Origin of the sequence: Nesterenkonia sandarakina, assembly GCF_013410215.1 — a bacterium.
Lineage (GTDB): Bacteria > Actinomycetota > Actinomycetes > Actinomycetales > Micrococcaceae > Nesterenkonia > Nesterenkonia sandarakina.
This window is the reverse complement of record NZ_JACCFQ010000001.1, coordinates 2,895,770-2,914,350: the sequence shown is the minus strand read 5'-3', so window position 1 is coordinate 2,914,350 and position 18,581 is coordinate 2,895,770. Positions and strand designations below refer to the sequence as shown.

Here is an 18,581-nt window from a genome sequence, read left to right as displayed (position 1 = left end):
GTGACATGGTCTCGGTGGGTCCCACTGTTGATCTGATGGGATTCACGCTCGCACCCCAGGGGCGCTACCTGGCTTCAGGCCACCCAGGGGCTGGATCAGATCTGCCCGAACCTGTTGGGCTGATCGAATCCACCGACCAGGGAGAGAGCTGGAGTGTGCTCTCTCGAGGCGGGGAATCAGACTTCCACGCCCTGACCGCGGGCGCTGAACGTATCGTCGGCTTCGACGGAGAGCTGCGCGTCAGCACAGATGGTGAAAACTGGGAGACGCTGTCCATTCCCGCGCCCCCTGTCGCTTTGGCCACCGCACCGGGCACGGGGGCTATCATCGCCGCCACCGAAGCAGGAGTGCTGTTCTCCAGTGACGGGACCTCCTGGGAGACCTTAGAGACTCCGCAGCTGATGTCACGTGTGGCGTGGGCCGATGAGACCACCATCGTCGGGTCAGGAATCGATGGACGGCTGGTGACCAGTCGCGACGCCGGGCAGAGCTGGAGTGCCAGTGAGGAGCCGGTGGGCGAGGTTGTCGCCCTCGGGGCCAGCCTCACCGAAGATGGGTCAGTGGAAGCACTGCTCGTGGTGGACTCCACCGTGTTGCGCAGCCTTGACGGCGGAAACACCGTCGAACAACTGGCCTGACGAGAGCCGAGGATAACCCGAAGAAGAGGGCCCTGCCGGGATGCAGCTGCATCCCGGCAGGGCCCTCTTCTTCTCGGTTGGTCAGAGATCTTCGAGCATGGTCTCCATCTCGTCGATCTCGGCCTGCTGGTCAGAGATGATGGTCTCCGAGAGCTCCAGGGCCTCAGGGTTCTCCCCGTTGTCGAGGTGATCTTCGGCGGAGGACACCGCACCTTCATGGTGGGCGATCATCTGCTCCAGGAACAGCCTGGATGCTTCAGTCCCGGTGGCGCTCTCCAGCTCACTGAGGTCATCCTCGCTCATCATGCCCTCCATGTCAGACATGCCCTCCATCGAGTCCATGCCTTCCATGTCCCCATCGCCGTGGTCCATGCCTTCCATGTCGCCATCACTGGCGGCCTCTTCACCCCAGGCATCAAGCCAGGATTCCATCTGCTCGATCTCAGGGCCCTGGGCCTCTCGGATGTCCTCGGCCAGCGTGGTGACCTCTTGCTCGACGTCGTCCTTCTCGAGCAGGATGTCGGACATCTCCACGGCCTGGGAGTGATGCATGACCATCCCGGAGATGTACTCGACGTCTGCCTCGTTGTACTGCTCCGAGACCTCTTCCGTGCTCTGGGCAGTGTCAGGGGCAGACTCGCTGGGCTCTTCATCGGATGTTCCACAGCCGGTCAGTGCTGCCGCGAGAGCGAATGCTCCCAGGGTCGCGGTGAAAGTCTTCGTCGTCATGAGGTCCTCCGGTGTCAGGCTGTTTTCGGGTGCAGAAGAGTCAACCTCGCGCAGAGTCTCGTCCATACCTGTGAAACAGGATCTTTAAAGAACCTTCATCAAAATACAGAGCTCTTCTTGACGAGCCAGGCCGGGCATGGCCCGGATGCCTGCTCAGCCGGCGGCGCGTCGAAGCTTCGGTGCCCGCAACAACACCTCGAGAGGGCCCCGGCTGAATCGCCAGCGCCACAGGGAGGCGAAGACCATCAGCGCGACCACGCTGCCTGCAGTGGCGAACACGCCCTGGGCCAAGGTGTTTGGCCCGGGACGGACGATGAACGCGAGGATCAGCAGATGCCCGACGTAGGCGGTCAGGGCCAGCTGCCCCAGGTAACTCAACGGTTTCAGCCCCGGGTGAGACCAGGCGCGGATTTTCAGACACACACCGAGGACGAACACCGCGGAACCCGTGCCACCGATCACCCACAACGGCATCTGGGAATGAGCCACTGAACTGAAGAGTCGCTGCCACGCGATATGGCTGGTGGGTTCCCCAAAGAGCCCCACCAGAGCAATTGACGCCAGGTGAGCGGCCACAGCAGCGACGGCGCCCCAGATGACCAGCCGGGTGCTGATGCGCGAGTCACTGAGTTTCTGACGTCCTAACCAGATACCGAAGACGAACGGAGCGCCCCAGACGATCAACGGGTAGGGGCCAGTGACCACGATGCCAGTGAAGATCTCCCATACGGAGTCAGAGACGGCGACAGGATCACGATCAAATTCACCATCCGTATAGATCTGCCCCATGATCCATATCAGCGGACCGACCAGCGCGCTTGTCGCCGCCACCAGCAGCAGAGAGCGCCCGGTCACCCTCAGCAGAGGCAGTGAGAACAGGATCAGCAGCGCATAGATCTGCAAGATTACAGAGACGTCGTGGGCTAGTTCCTGGAGCGCCAGTCCTCCCAGGAGCAGCAAGGCGCACCGCCACACCAGCGACACCCAGGGCAGAGGCGCCCCCTGCAACCGAGAGCGTCGAGTCATCAAAGACAGCCCGATGCCGCCCAGAAGGACGAAGAGCAGAGAGGCTCGACCATAGGGAATGCGATAGAGCATCTCCAGGAGTTCGTCATCCCCGCGGGGCCCGGTGTTGACGGCGATCATGCCGATGACAGCCAGGCCGCGTGCTGCGTCCAGGGCGACCATGCGGTGTCGACCCAGTCGGGACGGCCCTTCGGAAGGGAGTGTTCCCTCAGTTGACACTCTCGTCCTCCGTTGGTTTCGGTTGCTCTGGGCCGGGGGATTGCTTCGGGCGCAGTCATTGAGGGTATCCAGCGGCTCCGGAGACGCGGTGGACCGCACATGGTCCTTCATCGAACCTTCACGTTCTCACCCGGACTGGCGGGGCAGCTTGACGGTGAAGACAGCCCCAGCTCCTGGTCCGTCGCTGTGGGCGCGAACGGTTCCCCCGTGGGCGGTGATGATGGAGCGAACGATGGCCAGGCCGATCCCCGAGCCTCCATGTTGGCGGTCTCGGGCGGTGTCCACACGGTAGAAGCGTTCGAAGACGTGCGGGAGGTGCTCAGTCGCTATCCCGTGACCGGTGTCTGCAACCTCTATGGTCACCGACGTTGTTGAGTGTGCTGCTCGTAGGGTCACTTCGTCGCCGGGATCAGTGTGGTGCAGTGCATTGTCCAACAGGTTGGTGAGCACCTGTCCGATGCGCCCGCTATCGACAGTGACCCCGATGTCCTGTGATTGAGCGGTGGCGTCGACGAAAAGGTTCACTCGTTTCTCTCGGTAGCGTCCGCGCGTCTGAGCTTCGGCAGTCGTGAGCAGCTCACCTACCTGGGTGGGGGCTGGTTGCAGACTCAGGTGTCGCTCTTCGGCGGCGCTGACCAGTGAGATGTCCTCCGCCAGGCGAGTTAGACGCGCGGTCTGTTCCCGCAGCATCACCAGGGTCTCGTCATCGGCGTGGGCGACCCCGTCCTGCATGGCTTCGAGATACCCATAGACGGTGGCTACGGGGGTGCGCATCTCGTGAGCCAGATCAGAGAGCAGGCGTTTGCGGGTGCTTTCGGTCTGGTCCAGCTTGCTGGCCATCGTGTTGAAGGCGTCCATCAGTTCTGTGAATTCAGCGCCCATGCTCACTTCAGGCACCCGGGCGGTGTAGTCGCCGTCTGCGACTTTGGTGACCGCGCCACGGACTGTGCTGATTGGGCTGATGATTCGACGGACCAGGAAGAGTGTGACGATGACTGAGGTTGCCACGGCTGCCAGTAGCGCGAGTGCGAGGGTGAGTGTCCACGCGGCGTCGAAGGCTTCTTCGGCATGGGTGATGACTTCTGGTTCAGGGTTGACGCTCTCGACCATCAGCATGTGGTCATGGAAGATCAACGGTCCGATGATGAGCGCGACGAGCCATGCGGTGGCAGCGGCGACACAGAGCACCACGATCAGGGCAGCCAGGATGCGCGTCCCGAGTCCGGCGCCTCGTCGTTGCTGTTTCATCGTGTGGATCCCGCCTTGTACCCGACACCACGAATAGTGTGAATGAACTCAGGATCGGTCGGGTCATCTCCTAGCTTTCGACGGAGATGTCCCACGTGGACATCGACAAGGTGTCTATCTCCAAACCAGTCCTGGCCCCATACCCGAGTGATCAGTTCACTCCGAGAGATTGCGACTCCCGGTTCTGAGATCAGGACAGCCAAGACGTCGAACTCGGTACGGGTCAGTTCAACTGGTGCGCCTCGAAGATGGACCTCACGTCCGGCCAAGTCGACGCGGAGCGCCCCGATCTCAACGACCCGGGAGTCAGCTCGTGGGCCCTGCCGTGGCCGGCGCAGCATGGCACGCACTCGCAGCACTAACTCACGGGGACTGAAGGGTTTGGTCACATAGTCATCGGCACCGACGGAAAGCCCGATGAGCCGGTCCACTTCCTCGGCACGCGCAGTGAGCATCACGACATAACAGTCGGAGAAGTTGCGGATCTGGCGGCACACCTCGACACCATCCATACCCGGCAGGCCCAGATCCAGGATCACCACGGCGGGGTCTTGATTCCGGGCCATCTCTACGGCAGCAGCGCCGTCGCTGGTGGTTGCTACGTTCATTCCTTCGCGGTGAAGGTACTGCTCAACGAGATGCAGAAGTGGTTTCTCATCGTCGACCACAAGGACCTTGACCGTACCGGTGGAGCTATCCGTCATGATCTGATCGTAGATTGGTATCTGCGCCGGCAATGGGTGGCTCCTTGGCGGTGCTCTGTCCAGCACGGACTAAGCGTCAACTTGGGTGGTCATCGGTGGCGCCGGAGACCTTGCTGGTCTCATTCACTCACTCCAAGTTCGTGAACCTGGTAGCCGTAGGGCGCGATCCCTGTGAGGATCGCGCCCTACGGCCGAGGTTTCTACTGCACCGCTGAGGCGGCGGAAGCATCAGTTCGCGCTGAGGTACATGGTGTTGGTCCAGTACGGGGAGTTCAGCGGGTACTGGATGGTTCCCACGCGGGGGTTGTTGGCGCCGATGAGCTGGCCGTTGCCCACGTAAATGGCGGCGTGGCTGCCACCGTTCTGGATGACGATGTCGCCCGGGGAGGGCGAGGAGACCTGGCGCAGCGAGCCCATCATGGCGTAAGTGCTGCGGGGCACGTCGATGCCGGCCTGGCCGTAGGCCCAGTTGATGAACCCGGAGCAGTCCCAGCCGGCGGGAGTGGTGCCGCCGAAGGAGTAGGGGTTGCCGAGACCTGCATAGGCGGCGCCCACGATCGAGCCGTTGCCGCCACTGGAAGCGGCCGGGGCCTCTTCCTGTGCGGGGGAGGTTGAGGCGACCTGGGTGTTGCCCTGGGACTGCTGGCCGATGTTGGCTTGCGAAGTCTGCTGGCCGGTGCTGCTCTGAGCCTGCCCGGTGTTGGACCAACCGGTGTTTCCGGTGCTGGACTGCTGCTCCTGCGGTGCCGGATCAGTCTCCTGCGCGGGAGCTTCCGGCTCGGTTGGCATCGGCATGGAGGCGGTGACGGCCTCTTCCACCACTGGGGTGGGCTCAGGTGCTGGCTCCGGCTCGGGCTCAGAAGCGGACTCTGGTGCCGGAGCGGGCTCTGGTTCCACCACAGGTGCGGGGGTGGAGGTCACCATGGGACGGTCGAAGGAGAGCTGCACGTCCTGCGCGGCGGTCACTGCCACCGAGGAGGTGGTGCTGGCGCGCTCCACGCCGAAGTCGGCGGTGTTGATGTCCAAGGTGGAGCCTTCGGGGGTCTGGATATCGGTGCCGGCGTTCGCCGCGACTCCGGAGGAGATCACGAGGCCGGATGCGGCGACGGCAGCTGCCGCGCCTCGTCCGACGGTGCCGGCGTTGGATGCCACGGCCTGTGCCAATGACGGCTTGGCCTGGCGGCGCCGGTCACGGCGCGAGACGAAAGTCATGTCTGTCACTTCTCTGGAAACCTCTCCCTGTAGTTGTGGGGCCGCCTACGTGAAGTGCGAGCCGGGAAGCTCACGTTCTTCAGGTCCTGATCGACCGCGATGCCCCACACCCTGCCGTGCGGTAATTTTCGTGGAACGGCTCCGGTCAGCGGCAGGAGGAGGTCTGACGGAGGGGCTGCGACTTCGGACATCGGTCGCAGGCACGACTACGACGTTATAACAGATCGATAACAAATGTCACGTTGAGGTAACGACCAGTGTGGGAGCAAATTTATGCAGTCGGGACTGGAGCTGACAGCCCAAGCGCCTTCTGGATCAGCCGAACAGGTGCCGAGTGGTTATCAGTAGGGCTTTTGAAGTCCTTCCGGGCTGGCGTTCCCGGTTGTGCTGGTCCGGTCCTCGCTTGGAGGCCCTGGCCCCTAAGCGGATACGTGGCGCAAGTGTGGGGGACTCAGTGCCCGTATACCTTGCCCGACTAAAGGCCCGTAAACCGATTGGCTTGCGGGCACAGCTTTGTCCCTTTGACGGTCGTTCATGGACAACCGATACCTAGCCGACCATTCGTGTCGCATGGCGGAGAGTATCGAGATCAGCCGGCGCGGTGCCAGACTCTCACTATGGACCCTCAGGAGCAGCCCCAGATTCGGACATCTTTCGAGCGTGGCAACGAGAGCCAGAGAGGATCCGAAGAAGACTTCCTCGAGCACCTTGAAGCCACCCATGCCCAGGCGCGAATGGTCGGCTGGGACTTCTCGAGGCTGGACGGCGATCTGATTGCTGATGCCCCCTGGTGGGACTATGAAGCCGACTGCCTCCACGCTCTGCAGAACGCGTGCATCGGTGCTCTCGATCTCGGCACCGGCGGCGGGGAACGACTCTCGAGACTCTTGGAGTCGCTTTCAGAAGAATCCGTTCCGCTGTCTCGGGTGATCGCGACCGAGGGGTGGCCGGCGAATGCCCCCGTCGCGCGAACACGCCTCGCAACTCAGAACGTCGCTGTCCTGGAGTATGACTCCGATACCGGAGCGCCCCTGGACCTGCCCAGCCGGAGCCTGGACCTGGTGATGGCTCGTCACGAGAGCTACGACGCTGCCGAGGTTGCTCGCGTCCTCGCCCCCGGAGGCAAGCTCTTGAGTCAGCAGGTGCACGGCCTCGACGCTCCCGAGATCCACGAGTGGTTTGGGGGTGAATACTTCACCCCCGACGTGACAGCTGAGGTTCACACACAGGCGCTCCGTGACGCGGGACTGCGGATCGACCAGGTAGATGAGTGGGCAGGCACGATGGAGTTCTCCAATGCCGCCGCATTAGTTACCTACGTCGGATTGGTCCCCTGGGATGCTCCTGACTTCGACGTCCGAGCCCACGCCTCGCGACTTCGCGAACTGAGCGCATCGGCGCCGATAGTTGTTACCCAGCGCAGGTTCCGCATCTACGCCACCAGAGAGTAGCGGCTTCCGTGGAGCCTCACCTCTATGCCTGGCTCTGCAGCCAAATGTCGACGAGGCATGCACCGACAGGTATCTCTGCGAGAAATAGGCCATTCTTTTTGACGAGTCACTTGAATGGGCTGGTTTTGGGGTGGGGAGTGCCCGGTGAGCGATCTGCCACCGGGCAGTAGATCACCACAGACCGAACCAGCCTTATTTGGTTGTGACTCGATTATGCTTATTTTAAGATTTCAACCAACGCACATGGCTTCAGTACCGAAATCATGAAGAAAGAGTGGGTATCTTGCTGACGGACTTCGTGCGGGATCATGCGTTCACGATCGCGTGGTTTGGTCTTATGGCAGTTGCATGGTTCGGATGGTCACAGGAGGATCCGCCATCTCGTTGGAGGTGGCGACTTGGCATCGGTTCAGTAGTAGGCCTCGCCTTCGCCGGGGTCTTTGGGTACGCCATGGCTGTTCGTTGGACGCATGGTAGTGCGTTGGAGGGACGGTACGAGTGGTTTGGCCTGCTTGTTCTCGTCGAAGTTGTGGCAGCTACTCTAGGCAGCCTGTACCTTCAGCGAAGCGGGAGGGGTCGGTGGGCTTCATGGTGGGTCGCGTTAGTAGTTGCTGGGCACTTCATTCCACTAGCGTTCCTGCTCAATGACATGTCGCTGATCGTTCTCGGTGTCGTTCAAGCCGCAGCATTGTCGGCTGTTGTAAAGCCTATGAGGGGCTCGCGATGGTCGACTAGCCGGATTGTCGGTCCGCTAATGGGTGTCACCATGTTGCTCTTTGCGGTTATCTCCTCGGTCGTATTCGCCTCCGCTGAGGGGTTGCCATGGTGAGCTACCGGCTCGTCTGACCCAATGGACACACTGGAGTGCACGCTGAGGGATCCTCTCCGTGCGGGTAAGTCGTTGCGGCCTTTCTCACGGGCAAGGACACTGGATGCCACCATCAGCGCCCCGCGAACTTGAGTCTCACGGGTCTACGATCAAATGTCGTTACTGTCCTGACCGTCCTCATAGAGCGCGATGCATTCCTCGCTAGCCCCCTCGAAAGGGGCGCCTTCGCCACTAGGCATCTCCCACTCCGCTCGATCCTGGGACTGACTCCATAAGATCTCGTATGTGTCTTGGTCTGTCATGTCGGGTTCGCGCACGGCAGTGCTGGTCTCTGAGCCCTCCCAGCAGGCCCGGAATTCTTCGTAGAGAGCCCAGCTTTCTACTTCGATGAAATCCGGGTGACACTCAGGGTCGGGCATCGGCTCACCTTCTTCCCAGTCCTGTGGCCATCCTGCTGGTTCGCGGTCTTCGTTCTCGTTCAGAGCGTCAGCGTCAGTGCAATGAACTGTTAGCTCATTCTCAGGATCAGCCGGGTCCCACGCCTCGGTCGAATCACCTGCGCCTGCGGTAGATGTCGCAGTGGGTGTGGCTGACTGTACGGAGGCATTTTCCACGGTTTCGTCGCCTCCAGAAGCACAGGCAGTCAGCAACAGCCCGGCAAGTGTCGCAATAGCTAAAGGGGTGGTGTGGTGGGGGTGTAGTGACATTATTGCGCAATCCTTATGGTCGTATTAGAGGCCTATAAAAATAGTGACACCAACTAAAACATTCGGGAAGATCTAGCCTTTCGGCCTACGTGCGGACATCTCGGCTGCTTGGATAGCATCGCGTCGTGCGAGCCACTCCGACCGTGCACTCGGTGCCCCTGAGTCATTGGCGGATGTGGCATTAGGCGTTCATTCAGTCGATGCCAGTCACGCGTTCATTCCCAGTAAAGGTGTTGAGGTCCACGTGGGGGAGCGTGGCTGGGCAGTGCTGGGCCTCTGAGTTACCGGGTTCGAGAGCTTCTCGAAGTTGTTGCTTCGCCCGTTGGTAGCTTCCTCGCGCGGTGGAGGAGGGGAGGCCCAGTATCTGACCGGCGTCATTGATGCTGAAGCCTTCCCAGTGGATAAGTCTCACCAGTTCAGCCAGAGCGGGGTCGAGTTGTTCGATGGCGTCGCGGACTTCGACACCGTCATCGGCCGAGTGTGATGCCTCATCCGGGTGCAACAGCTTTCTGAGTTTGCTGGCCAACCGGTGGCGACGACGAGCTCCTCGTTCGGAGTTCTTCAAGACGTTCCGGGCGATGCCGAAGAGCCACATCCGGGAAGATTCAGTACCTTCGGGGTGGTCCTTCTCGCGTTGCCACGCGGTGAGCATGGTCTCGGCCATCAGATCTGCTGCCGCGTCTCGGTCGGTGCGGCGCTCGAAGTAGTGCAACAGGTCGATGGAGTTGGCTCGCAGCGCGGTCTCTACTGGGGATTCTCGTGAATGGGTCATCCACCAACACCCCCACCGGTGTCTTCGTGGGCGTCCATATCGTTGTACTCGGTCAGTGGGCTACCTTCGAAATCTGCTCCGGGGCAGGAGTGCCCCATGAGGTATCCGCCTACGCGAATCTCTTCCATGGCGTCGTAGTAATCGGCTGTGACGCTGAGGGACAGCTCGGTATCTACAGCATGGAAGTATGCGTCGTCTTCGGTTGTATCTGGAGCGCCAGGGAAATTTCTCTGCATCTCGAGTGTTTCCTGAAACCTGTCGGTTTCCACCAGCTCATCAACTCTGGCCTGGGCATCTGAGTACATCTCGCGGGCGAAGGCGTCTTGTTCATCGGTCATCAAGTAGTCCCCGGTGTTCTCCACGCCAGGCGGGCCCATGCTGAGCATCCGGAGCTCTACTTCGCATTCGGCGCCGCTGGGGAGCTCGAAGCTGTAGCTCGCGTGCGGTTCTATTCCTCTGTCCGACCAGAAGTCGCGCAGCTCGACCACGGCCACTGCCGCAGTGGCGGTGCCCAGCAGGGCGAAGGCAGCGAGCCCCAAAGCGGCACCACGTGAGAGACGAGACCGCCCAGACCGGCGGCGCCCCTGGACCTGCTCGCGAGTTGCGGCGGAGAGCCTGTTCAGCTCTTCTTGAAGTTCATCGGTCGCCGGCGTGCCGTTGGGCGCGGAAGAGGCCAATCGGACGTCTAGAGGATCATCGCCGTCTGGTGGTTGGCTGTGGTCATTAGGTGAGCCAGTCATCTTGCGCTCTTTCCACTGGTAGGTGACTACCTTCTCACCTAGTACATGTCCGGCCGAGCCCAAAACGTCCGCTTCAATTCTACTTTTTCATAGATTTTCCAGTCGGAGCCGGACGGTCGGTGGCCGTGGATCTCAAGGGTCACCGTATGGTCGGTCCTGCGGCGACTGTCGCTGCGACTCGCAGACTCGAACTACTCGGAGATGAAGGAGTGTACGGTGCACGATCGCGACCGTTGTGCGATAGCCGGGGGTCTTGAGGGCGCGCGTATTCCAGTCGGCGGCTCAATGCACGCAGAGGGATCCGTTTACGTTCACATGGGATGTCGTCAGAACGACGAACACAGATATACACGTAGAGCTAAACCAGCCTTCTGTGTTCTCTGGTAACGACAGCGGCGCTTTCCTGCATCCCGGCCGCTCAGTTGAGTTGTCTCGGTGCGCCCTTCGTGACTGAAACCCTCGTTGTGAGCCAATTGACCACCACGGCAGCACCCACGAGTGCACCTCCGAGTGAGACTAAAATGCCTTGAAAGACCGAGAGGAAGGGCTGCACGACCCCGGAGAAAGCGCTCCCCTCCCATGGAAACCCGTCTCTTGCTGTGATAAATACAGGCCAGATCATGTGAATAGCCGCGGCCACCACGAAACAGACGACGGCCCAGACGGTGCACTTCTTCGCTGTCTTATCCATGCCCTCACACTAAGCGGTGAAATCATCCGATGGGGATCGGATCGCGAGCCGGGGTGACATCTCACGCTGCAAACAGACCGCCAGTTATTGCTGCGATCCACATGCATGGACTGGTTTTGGGGTGGGGGAGTGCGCGGTGAGCGACGGGCTTACGGGCACAGCTTGGGTGCCTAAATGGAGTCTGAGGCGTTCGAGGGTGGTGTTGACTGTTCCGATTGATGCCGCGTTTATGCTTCAGGAAAGCAGACGCCTCGGTTTGCAATGAGCGAAGGGCGCCCATGTCTCACAAGAAGAGACCCAGTGATGGGTCTGCGAGAAGATCTGCTCTCCTCCTTGGGCTGGCAGCGGTCGTCAATATCGCGTGGTTCGTGGTCTTGTTCCTCTGGATGCCCCACGCGTTCTTCCCTTACTGGCCGGCGCCGGTCACTATGGGCGGTGGGGTATTGACCAACGTGGCGGCGCTTGTCCTGATCGGGTATCTGGTGAGTCGCAGAAATCTAGGTAGGGGTCTTCCCGCGACCGCGGCTGTTGCTGCCGTCTTCAGTGGTGCCGGGGCTGGCATGTGGTTCGTTCCTGATCCAGGTGGGCTCCGGCTCACTGACTTGTTCATGGTGGCCGGAGGAACGTTGGTGTGGATCATCGTCCTCAGTGTGTCCATCGACCGCGCCTTCAGGGTGAAGCGGTCCCCGGCAATCCATGCTCCTCCCCATGGATCTTCAGCTGAAGTCCACGTGGTGTATGTGAAGAACGTTGAAACTCATGAGGAGAAAGTGATCGAGGTGGTCGCAAGGGAAGAGGATGCACGAGCTCTTGAGGTCAGGCTCGGACTTGCGCCACCTCAGGCCGTGGAATGGGAAACCATCGGGATACGAGACGCAGTCGAGGGTTCGGTCGAATCTGGCGACACCATCTACCTCCTCAGTGAAGGAGGACCGTCAGATGAAGCAGAAGAAGAAGAACACTCCCCTAACGCGGTAGCTGCGTTTGTGACCCGTGAGAGTGTCGATGAGTTCTTGCAGGACCCTAGAAACCATGAGTACATGGTGGATTTGCGGTTGCGTACTGTTCGTGTCGGGGTGCCACTGGACTGAGTACCAACCCGATGAGAATTATCAGCACTGGGTCTAGTGTTCCGGTTGGCCCCGGGATGGCTCCGGCTGGGCCTGGTTGGGGGCGTCGCGCCGAACTGCTCGGACCGTCGGCTTACGGGCACCGGTGAATCCGGCGATGCTTGATTCGTAGCCTCACCGCGGGGACGTCGGTCACCACGGTGCAATTGAATCCTCTAGGAAGTCTCGCTCCGGGTGAGCTCAGAGAGTACTATTGCGCGGGTGGTTCTTGGCCGTGCGCTCATTTCCGCGTTTGTAGTTGCCCGTCGCTCGGGCCATCAGCTCCTGGGAGTCCTGCTTCGTGACGTCCAGGAGGAAATTCTCAGCAGTCGCACCCCGCAACGTCGTCGCGCGGCGTCCCCAGTGAGTGATGATGAGCTCACCGTCACCGACGACTCGATACTCAAAACCGCTCGGAGCATTCGTCATGGTCAATATCCTTGCACGGTGCACTCACCGCATCCCTGTGCTGACCTCGGGAGCGGCTTTTTCCTCCGCGCTCTCGGAGGCAGAAGCCCGCAAGTGCCGCCTCGCCCTGATGTAGCTCAGCGGCCCAGTGAGTCCAGTGCCGCGGAGGTGATCGTCCCGGCGTCGATGCCGTGCAGGGCATGGGCCTCCGGCAGGGAGGAGGACTGCCCATACTCGGTCACCCCCAGCATCCTGGTGCGGTCTCCGCGCACGCCGGCGAGGAAGGACAGCGCGTGCGGGTGACCGTCTAGCACTGTGATCAGTGGAGCGGGGTGCGCGGTGGGAAAGAGCTGCTCCAGGATGGCAGTCCCTGGACCCGGTTCAAGGGAGTCCCGGGCACGCATCGCCTGGAAGAGCCGGGACGGGCTGGTGACGTTGACGATGCCGGCCTTCACACCGTGGGTGTCCAGGGTCTCTGCGGCCTCGCAGAGGTTGGGCATCACCGCTCCTGCGCCGACGAGCACCACATGATCCTCCTCGGCTGAATGGGTGCTGATCCGGTAACCCCCGGCCAGGGCTTGGCGTCGCCGTCGTTCCCAAAGGGCCGGGTCTTCGGGAAGCGCAGCGAGGGACTGTTCTACTGGACGGGTGGAGAGCCGGAAGTAGGCTGACCGCCCACCGGGCCGTCCCAGGTGGGAGATGGCCTCGAGCAGGCTCCACTCCAGGTCCTGTGCGAAAGCCGGCTCCCAATAGTCCAACCCAGGCGTGGAGATCCCGATGGAGGGCGTGTTCATCGACTGGTGGGCGCCGCCCTCTGGGGCCAGGCTGACCCCAGACGGGGTTCCAACCAGGATCGACTGGCCACCGGCGTAGGTGCCGAACATCCATGGCTCCAGGGCCCGCGGGACGAAGGGGTCATAGAGGACCCCGATGGGGGCGAGGGGTTCGCCCCATCGGGACCAGGTGGCGCCCAGCTCGCCGATGAGGCTGACCAGGTTGACCTCGGAGATCCCCAGCTCGATGTGTTGACCGTGCGGGTTCTCCTGCCAGTGCAGCACGGTCTCGTCGTCGTCGGAGAACCAGTCTCGGCGTTCGCTCAGCGACCACACACCGGTTTTGTTGATCCAACCGCCCAGGTTGGTGGAGGACGCGACGTCCGGGCTGACGGTGACGATGCGGCGGGCGTTCGCGGGGTCGGCGCGCTTCAGGTCGGAGAGCAGTCGGCCCAGCGTGGCCTGGGTGGAGGTCAGTTGTTTGTGCTTCCACTTCAGCTCCTTGGGCACCGGAATGCCGCTGGTCTGCGGCACCGGAGTCCGGCTCAGCCGTCCCGCGGTCTCAGAGCAGAGCGCAGCCTCCTCCGTCCCCTCGGGGAATCGTCCCCAGGGGGAGTCGAGGTTCGTCCCGGAGAGCGCGGCGAGTTCACGCATCTGTTCCTCGGTCAGCTGCGCGGCGTGGTTGCTGGGGTGGCCTTCGGTGGCCAGGCCGCGGCCCTTGATGGTGTAGGCGAAGATGACGGTGGGCCGGGTGTCGTCGATCTTCTGGTAGGTGGCCAGAAGTTCCTGGATGTCGTGACCTCCCAGGTCCCGCAGGGCCTCTGCCAGGTCACGGGGCTCCAGGCTGGAGACCAGCTCGGCCAGCTGTGGGTCCGGTCCGTCTCCGAGCAGCCTGGCCGCGGCCTCGTCCGGGTGGGAGCGCAACAGTCGCTGGTACTCCTGGTTGGGCATCTCTTCGAGCCGTCGCCGCAGCAGCTCCCCGCCGGGCTGGCTGAAGAGCCGTTGCAGGCGCCTGCCCCAGGTGCAGGTCAACACCTGCCAGTCGGCGGCTGCGAACATCCCCTGCAGGCGCTGGATCTGCACGTCGGGGATCACCCGGTCCAGCGACTGCCGGTTCAGATCGACGATCCAGACCACATCTCCGAGCTGGCGGACCTCGGGATCGATGATGGCTTCCCAGACGGCCCCCTCGTCCATCTCGGCATCGCCCAGCAGGCTGTAGAACCGACCGCCCTCCGGGAGCTGGAAATGGTCCTGCAGATAGCGCCGCGACAGTGCCGCCCACACCGGCGCCGTGGCGCCGATCCCGACGGATCCGGTGGAGAAGTCCACCGTGTCCGGGTCCTTGGAACGGCTCGGATAGGACTGCAGCCCGCCCTTGGAACGCAGGGTGGGCAGATACTCCTCGTCCAGGTCACCCAGCAGATAGTTGATCGCATGCAGCACCGGGGAGGCATGAGGCTTCACCGACACGCGGTCCTTCGAACCCAGCTCGGCGAACCACAAGGCCGTCATGATGCCCACCATCGACGCTGAGGAGGACTGATGGCCCCCGACCTTGATGCCACCGGCAGTCTCGCGGCCCCGGTTCGCGGCGTCGATGATCGCGGTGGAGAGCCACAGCACCCGCTGGGCCACGGCGTCGAGAGTGGACCCGCTGAAGGAAGAAGCCGCGGAGAGCGGACGCTCATTCACGCTCGGCGCGGGATGGCGCTGAACGCTGGTCTCGAACTGGCGGTCTTCCTCGTCGACGCCGCTAGGGCCCTGCCTGTCGGGATTCTGCATGGTGGGTCACTCCTCAGATGATTCCGGAATACGCATTCAGCGCAGGCTGCCCGCCCAGATGGGCGTAGAGCACGTTGGAGTCAGGGCCGATCTCGCCCTCGCGCACCAAGTCGATCAGCCCTGCCATCGACTTGCCTTCATAGACGGGGTCGATGATCATCCCTTCCAGCTGAGCAGTGGTCCGCATGGCCTCCAGCGTGGACTTCACCGGAATCCCATAGAGGTCTCCGGCCCAGCCCTCGAGCACAGTGATCTCATCATCACCCAGACTCCGGCCCAGCCCGATGAGCTCCGCGGTATGTCGTGCGATCTTCGCCACCTGGCCCCTTGTCTTCTCGATGGTGGCTGAGGCGTCGATCCCGAGCACCCGGCGCGGCCGGTCCTGTCCAGCGAACCCGGCGATCATCCCCGCGTGGGTGGAGCCGGTCACCGTGCAGACCACAATGGTGTCGAAGAAGACACCCAGCTCTTGTTCCTGCTGTTCGACCTCATAAGCCCAGTTGGCGAAACCCAGTCCACCGTATTTATGCTCGGAGGCCCCCGCCGGGATCGGATAGGGAACGCCTCCGGCCTCCTCGACCTCGGAGATGGCCTCCTGCCAGCTCGACCGTATGCCGATGTCGAATCCCGCGGGACTGAGCGTCACTTCGGCACCCATCAACCGGGAGAGCAGGATATTGCCGACCTTGTCATTGACGGCGTCGGGCCAGTCCACCCACTTCTCCTGGACCAGCCGGGCCTTCAGGCCGAGCTTCGCGGCCAGGGCGGCCACCTGGCGGGTGTGGTTGGACTGGTAGCCCCCGATGCTGACCAAGGTGTCCGCGCCCGAGGCAATGATGTCCGGAGCGATGTACTCCAGCTTCCGGGTCTTGTTTCCCCCGTAGGCAAGGCCCGAGTTCACGTCCTCGCGTTTAGCCCAGATCTGCGCTCCGCCCAGATGCTGCGTCAGCCGCTCCAGGCGGTGGACGGGGCTGGGGCCAAAGGTGAGCGGATAGCGTTCGAAGTCGGACAGGGCCATGGCGGCCTCCTTAGCTTGTTGGTATCAGTGGCTGCCGGTCTACTCGCTCGTTCCCGGGTTGCAATATATTGCATATTGCCGAGTGTGGGATGTCAATGGGTCGCATAGGATTTCTCTATGCCAGTACCCAACACCAGCCCTGTGCGACGCCGCTCCCTCTTGCGGGAGGACGTCTACCGGGCCATCCGTGACGCCATCGTCCGCGGTCAGATCGCGCCGGGGGAGAAGCTGGTGGACGGTGAGCTGCAGGAGTGGTTGGGAGTCTCCCGGACCCCCATTCGCGAGGCGCTGCTGCGCCTGGAGCGCACCGGGCTGGTCACCGCTGTGCCGGGCAGGTCGACCATGGCTACGCCCTATGAGCCGGAGGCTGTCGAGCAGGCGCGGGTAGTCGCCGCTGAACTGCATGCTCTGGCGGTGAAGCTCGCGGTGCCGAGCCTGTTGCCCGCGGACCTGGAGGCCTTGCGTGAGGCGAACTCGTCCCTCTCCCGTGGCGGGCAGGCGCAGAGTTCGGAGGACTGCGTCGCCGCCGATGACGCCTTCCACCAGGTCTTCATCGATCGCAGCGGCAACAACGTGCTCGCCGCCCAGCTGGAGCAGGTGATGCCGGTACTGCGCCGCGCCGAGTATCTGCATTTCGACTCCGCCCAGGCTCAGGCGTCTGTGATCCAGCACGAGGAGATCGTCGCTGCGGCTGCCTCGGGGGACGCAGAAGGCACTGCGGCTTTGGCCAGACGAAACTGGCTCGCGTTGGAAGCTCGCTGACAGGTCAGGTTTCAGGTGCAGACGAGGGTTGAGGGATGGATCTGCGCATCTCCAGAGAACCTGCGGAGCACTAGGGAGTGGCGAAATCCAAGATGACGCGATGCGGGTCTTCCGCGAGACTCAGCTGGAATTCCGTCTCCGCGTTGAGTCCCACGAAGTAGGTGCCTGTGCCTTCGAACAACAGGCCGAGCGAGACCTCAGCGAGAAGATCACCCTGGGGTGGGTACCAGTGTTCATCGGCGTGCAGCTCCGGTGTATGGACGGTCATCTCATCCACCAGGCCATTGACGGTCAGTTCCAAGACTTCGAGGCCATCCATCGGATCTGAGGTATCTCCGACGTCGGGCATTCCCGTCGAGGCGGCATCGACGAAGCGCGCGTAGATCGAGGAGGAAGGAGCGTCGGAGAATTCGAAGACCAAGCGTTCGTATCCCTCGTGCTCACCGTCGCGGACAGCGCTGAGCGTGCCGCGTTCTTCCGGTGAGGCCGTGAACTCCTTCTCCTGCGCCTCGATTCCGAACTGGCTGAAGTCGGGCATGCCCTCCCTGGACGTCTCCAAGGAACTGCCGTCACCCTCGCCGTTCGTGTCCGTAGGAGAGTCCTCAACGCTGGTTTCGTCCACCGTGGTCGAGGGTGCGTCCGGGGTTGCTGCCGGTTCGGAGTCTTCTTCCGGGGAGCCGCAGCCCGCCAGGGCGAGGGTTCCCGCGGCGATAGAGGCAGTGAGGAACGTGGCGCGACGGGTCACTAAGTGTGCCTCCAGAGCTGGCAGACCATAGCGGGTACTACGTCACCGTAGACACCGCTACCTGAGCACGGGCAACCTTTGGAAGAGATCGTTAGCCGCCTGTGACTAGGGGGTACTGGTGGGTGCGGGGGTCAGTGCGCGAGATCGACGATGATCCGGACAGGGTCTTCGGCCATCTGCACGCGGAAATCTCTTTGCTGATCGAGTCCGATGAAGTAACCGCTCTGACTTTCGAAGGTGCCCAGCGCGTGGATCCCTTGGACAAGATCAGACTGAGTCTGGACTCCCTCCACAGGACCCGAAAGGACCGCGTCGCTGTCGTGCTGCGAGGGGTTGAATCCGATGCCGCTCACGGAGATGGAGAGGTATGCCTCCCCAGGGACATCGATGGGTGCGCCCATACCTTGGTCGGTGGGCTGGTCAATGTACTCCACCTGATAGGCCAGTTCGCTAGGTCCGCTGTGCTCGAAGACCACCCGGTCAAAGCCCTCGTGCCGACCAACCCGCACCTCGACCAGATGCTGCGCCTCCTCCCAGGTGCCCGAAGTGTACGGGAAATCCTCAGTGGCAGCGGTCTCTTGGGAGAATCCCGAGAGGTCATCCTGCTCCGGCTGCTCACTTTCCGGGGACTCGTCGGTGCCAGGAGAGTGGTCGCTGGCCTGCTCGCTCGGGGTGGACTCAGCTTCCGATTCGTGAGACTCATCCGCGCCCGGGGCGGAGGACTCGTCCCCATCCGACTCGGCCTCGGTGGCCTCTGGAGAAGGTTCCGGTGAGGCGGAATCTTCGGCGTTGGTTTCCTGGACGGTGGGTGACGCCGCGCCCGGGGTCTCGACCGATCCGGGGTCCTCATCCGGGGAACCGCAGCTGGCCAGGGCGAGAGCTCCGGCGGCAAGAGAAGCGGTGAGGAACGTGGCGCGGCGGGTCATGAGGATCTGCCTTCGAGGTCGACCGAATAGAGCGGTTACGACTTCACCGTAGGCAGGCTCGTCTATGCTCAGGCAAATTCAGAGGCAGA

The 18,581-nt window shown here is 62.4% G+C and carries 18 protein-coding genes; 4 read left to right on the top strand and 14 right to left on the bottom strand.

The features are described 5' to 3' along the window. Window positions 1-638, top strand: a 638-nt coding sequence (locus HNR11_RS13305) for a F510_1955 family glycosylhydrolase (RefSeq protein WP_218849708.1), incomplete at its 5' end; no start/stop codon positions are given. 81 nt (window positions 639-719) lie between these two features. On the opposite strand, the gene HNR11_RS13300 is transcribed toward HNR11_RS13305, so the two are convergent. From HNR11_RS13300 to HNR11_RS13280, 5 genes are all read right to left on the bottom strand, one after another. Beyond that, the gene (locus HNR11_RS13300; RefSeq protein WP_179442772.1) at window positions 720-1,367 is read right to left on the bottom strand and encodes a DUF305 domain-containing protein; all 648 of its coding nucleotides are present in this window, start codon (window positions 1,365-1,367) and stop codon (window positions 720-722) included. A gap of 153 nt (window positions 1,368-1,520) precedes the next feature. Then, window positions 1,521-2,555, bottom strand: a complete 1,035-nt coding sequence (locus HNR11_RS13295; RefSeq protein ID WP_179442771.1) for a DUF418 domain-containing protein — start codon at window positions 2,553-2,555, stop codon at window positions 1,521-1,523. A 183-nt stretch (window positions 2,556-2,738) separates the two neighbouring features. Beyond that, complete coding sequence (locus tag HNR11_RS13290) at window positions 2,739-3,860, bottom strand: sensor histidine kinase (protein WP_179442770.1); 1,122 nt, start codon at window positions 3,858-3,860, stop codon at window positions 2,739-2,741. Next, window positions 3,857-4,564, bottom strand: coding sequence for a response regulator transcription factor (locus tag HNR11_RS13285; RefSeq protein WP_179442769.1), 708 nt, complete (start codon window positions 4,562-4,564; stop codon window positions 3,857-3,859). Before HNR11_RS13285 ends, HNR11_RS13290 begins: the two co-directional genes overlap by 4 nt. A 228-nt stretch (window positions 4,565-4,792) precedes the next feature. Next, window positions 4,793-5,776 carry a C40 family peptidase gene (locus HNR11_RS13280; protein ID WP_179442768.1) on the bottom strand — a complete coding sequence of 328 codons (984 nt, stop codon included), beginning with the start codon at window positions 5,774-5,776 and terminating at the stop codon, window positions 4,793-4,795. A 617-nt stretch (window positions 5,777-6,393) separates the two neighbouring features. On the opposite strand from HNR11_RS13280, the gene HNR11_RS13275 reads away from it, so the two are divergent. Next, window positions 6,394-7,227 (top strand): class I SAM-dependent methyltransferase, encoded by an 834-nt coding sequence (locus tag HNR11_RS13275; RefSeq protein WP_246310407.1) that lies wholly within the window; start codon window positions 6,394-6,396, stop codon window positions 7,225-7,227. A gap of 978 nt (window positions 7,228-8,205) precedes the next feature. Here HNR11_RS13275 and HNR11_RS13270 read toward each other — a convergent pair. From HNR11_RS13270 to HNR11_RS13255, 4 genes are all read right to left on the bottom strand, one after another. Beyond that, the gene (locus tag HNR11_RS13270; RefSeq protein ID WP_179442767.1) at window positions 8,206-8,763 is read right to left on the bottom strand and encodes a hypothetical protein; all 558 of its coding nucleotides are present in this window, start codon (window positions 8,761-8,763) and stop codon (window positions 8,206-8,208) included. A gap of 193 nt (window positions 8,764-8,956) precedes the next feature. Continuing rightward, the gene (locus tag HNR11_RS13265) at window positions 8,957-9,535 is read right to left on the bottom strand and encodes an RNA polymerase sigma factor (protein ID WP_179442766.1); all 579 of its coding nucleotides are present in this window, start codon (window positions 9,533-9,535) and stop codon (window positions 8,957-8,959) included. Next, on the bottom strand, window positions 9,532-10,029 hold the full coding sequence (locus tag HNR11_RS13260; RefSeq protein ID WP_179442765.1) for a hypothetical protein: 498 nt from the start codon (window positions 10,027-10,029) through the stop codon (window positions 9,532-9,534). Before HNR11_RS13260 ends, HNR11_RS13265 begins: the two co-directional genes overlap by 4 nt. Window positions 10,030-10,693: 664 nt before the next feature. Further along, window positions 10,694-10,966 carry a hypothetical protein gene (locus HNR11_RS13255; RefSeq protein ID WP_179442764.1) on the bottom strand — a complete coding sequence of 91 codons (273 nt, stop codon included), beginning with the start codon at window positions 10,964-10,966 and terminating at the stop codon, window positions 10,694-10,696. Between the two features lie 278 nt (window positions 10,967-11,244). Between HNR11_RS13255 and HNR11_RS13250 the strand changes: the two genes are divergently transcribed. Next, the gene (locus HNR11_RS13250) at window positions 11,245-12,057 is read left to right on the top strand and encodes a hypothetical protein (RefSeq protein ID WP_179442763.1); all 813 of its coding nucleotides are present in this window, start codon (window positions 11,245-11,247) and stop codon (window positions 12,055-12,057) included. A 219-nt stretch (window positions 12,058-12,276) separates the two neighbouring features. On the opposite strand, the gene HNR11_RS13245 is transcribed toward HNR11_RS13250, so the two are convergent. The 3 genes from HNR11_RS13245 to HNR11_RS13235 form a co-directional block, all read right to left on the bottom strand. After that, on the bottom strand, window positions 12,277-12,504 hold the full coding sequence (locus HNR11_RS13245) for a hypothetical protein (protein WP_179442762.1): 228 nt from the start codon (window positions 12,502-12,504) through the stop codon (window positions 12,277-12,279). Window positions 12,505-12,620: 116 nt separating this feature from the next. Next, window positions 12,621-15,041, bottom strand: coding sequence for a transketolase-like TK C-terminal-containing protein (locus HNR11_RS13240; RefSeq protein WP_179442761.1), 2,421 nt, complete (start codon window positions 15,039-15,041; stop codon window positions 12,621-12,623). 13 nt (window positions 15,042-15,054) lie between these two features. Next, a complete protein-coding gene (locus HNR11_RS13235; RefSeq protein ID WP_179442760.1) occupies window positions 15,055-16,059 on the bottom strand; it encodes a 1-aminocyclopropane-1-carboxylate deaminase in 1,005 nt (334 codons plus the stop codon). A 117-nt stretch (window positions 16,060-16,176) separates the two neighbouring features. Between HNR11_RS13235 and HNR11_RS13230 the strand changes: the two genes are divergently transcribed. Next, complete coding sequence (locus HNR11_RS13230) at window positions 16,177-16,821, top strand: GntR family transcriptional regulator (protein ID WP_179442759.1); 645 nt, start codon at window positions 16,177-16,179, stop codon at window positions 16,819-16,821. Between the two features lie 70 nt (window positions 16,822-16,891). Here HNR11_RS13230 and HNR11_RS13225 read toward each other — a convergent pair whose 3' ends face one another. Together HNR11_RS13225 and HNR11_RS13220 are read right to left on the bottom strand one after the other, a co-directional pair. After that, the gene (locus HNR11_RS13225; RefSeq protein ID WP_179442758.1) at window positions 16,892-17,566 is read right to left on the bottom strand and encodes an AMIN-like domain-containing (lipo)protein; all 675 of its coding nucleotides are present in this window, start codon (window positions 17,564-17,566) and stop codon (window positions 16,892-16,894) included. A gap of 131 nt (window positions 17,567-17,697) precedes the next feature. After that, a complete protein-coding gene (locus tag HNR11_RS13220; RefSeq protein ID WP_179442757.1) occupies window positions 17,698-18,492 on the bottom strand; it encodes an AMIN-like domain-containing (lipo)protein in 795 nt (264 codons plus the stop codon). Between the last annotated feature and the right edge of the window lie 89 nt (window positions 18,493-18,581).

What these genes read in the sequence shown, in the direction of transcription:
- HNR11_RS13235 (WP_179442760.1), bottom strand. Translation starts at nt 16,059, where the DNA reads ATGGCCCTGTCCGACTTCGAACGCTATCCGCTCACCTTTGGCCCCAGC.
- HNR11_RS13270 (WP_179442767.1), bottom strand. Translation starts at nt 8,763, where the DNA reads ATGTCACTACACCCCCACCACACCACCCCTTTAGCTATTGCGACACTT.
- HNR11_RS13255 (WP_179442764.1), bottom strand. Translation starts at nt 10,966, where the DNA reads ATGGATAAGACAGCGAAGAAGTGCACCGTCTGGGCCGTCGTCTGTTTC.
- HNR11_RS13230 (WP_179442759.1), top strand. Translation starts at nt 16,177, where the DNA reads ATGCCAGTACCCAACACCAGCCCTGTGCGACGCCGCTCCCTCTTGCGG.
- HNR11_RS13245 (WP_179442762.1), bottom strand. Translation starts at nt 12,504, where the DNA reads ATGACGAATGCTCCGAGCGGTTTTGAGTATCGAGTCGTCGGTGACGGT.
- HNR11_RS13290 (WP_179442770.1), bottom strand. Translation starts at nt 3,860, where the DNA reads ATGAAACAGCAACGACGAGGCGCCGGACTCGGGACGCGCATCCTGGCT.
- HNR11_RS13250 (WP_179442763.1), top strand. Translation starts at nt 11,245, where the DNA reads ATGTCTCACAAGAAGAGACCCAGTGATGGGTCTGCGAGAAGATCTGCT.
- HNR11_RS13295 (WP_179442771.1), bottom strand. Translation starts at nt 2,555, where the DNA reads ATGGTCGCCCTGGACGCAGCACGCGGCCTGGCTGTCATCGGCATGATC.
- HNR11_RS13265 (WP_179442766.1), bottom strand. Translation starts at nt 9,535, where the DNA reads ATGACCCATTCACGAGAATCCCCAGTAGAGACCGCGCTGCGAGCCAAC.
- HNR11_RS13300 (WP_179442772.1), bottom strand. Translation starts at nt 1,367, where the DNA reads ATGACGACGAAGACTTTCACCGCGACCCTGGGAGCATTCGCTCTCGCG.
- HNR11_RS13285 (WP_179442769.1), bottom strand. Translation starts at nt 4,564, where the DNA reads ATGACGGATAGCTCCACCGGTACGGTCAAGGTCCTTGTGGTCGACGAT.
- HNR11_RS13240 (WP_179442761.1), bottom strand. Translation starts at nt 15,041, where the DNA reads ATGCAGAATCCCGACAGGCAGGGCCCTAGCGGCGTCGACGAGGAAGAC.
- HNR11_RS13275 (WP_246310407.1), top strand. Translation starts at nt 6,394, where the DNA reads ATGGACCCTCAGGAGCAGCCCCAGATTCGGACATCTTTCGAGCGTGGC.
- HNR11_RS13280 (WP_179442768.1), bottom strand. Translation starts at nt 5,776, where the DNA reads ATGACTTTCGTCTCGCGCCGTGACCGGCGCCGCCAGGCCAAGCCGTCA.
- HNR11_RS13220 (WP_179442757.1), bottom strand. Translation starts at nt 18,492, where the DNA reads ATGACCCGCCGCGCCACGTTCCTCACCGCTTCTCTTGCCGCCGGAGCT.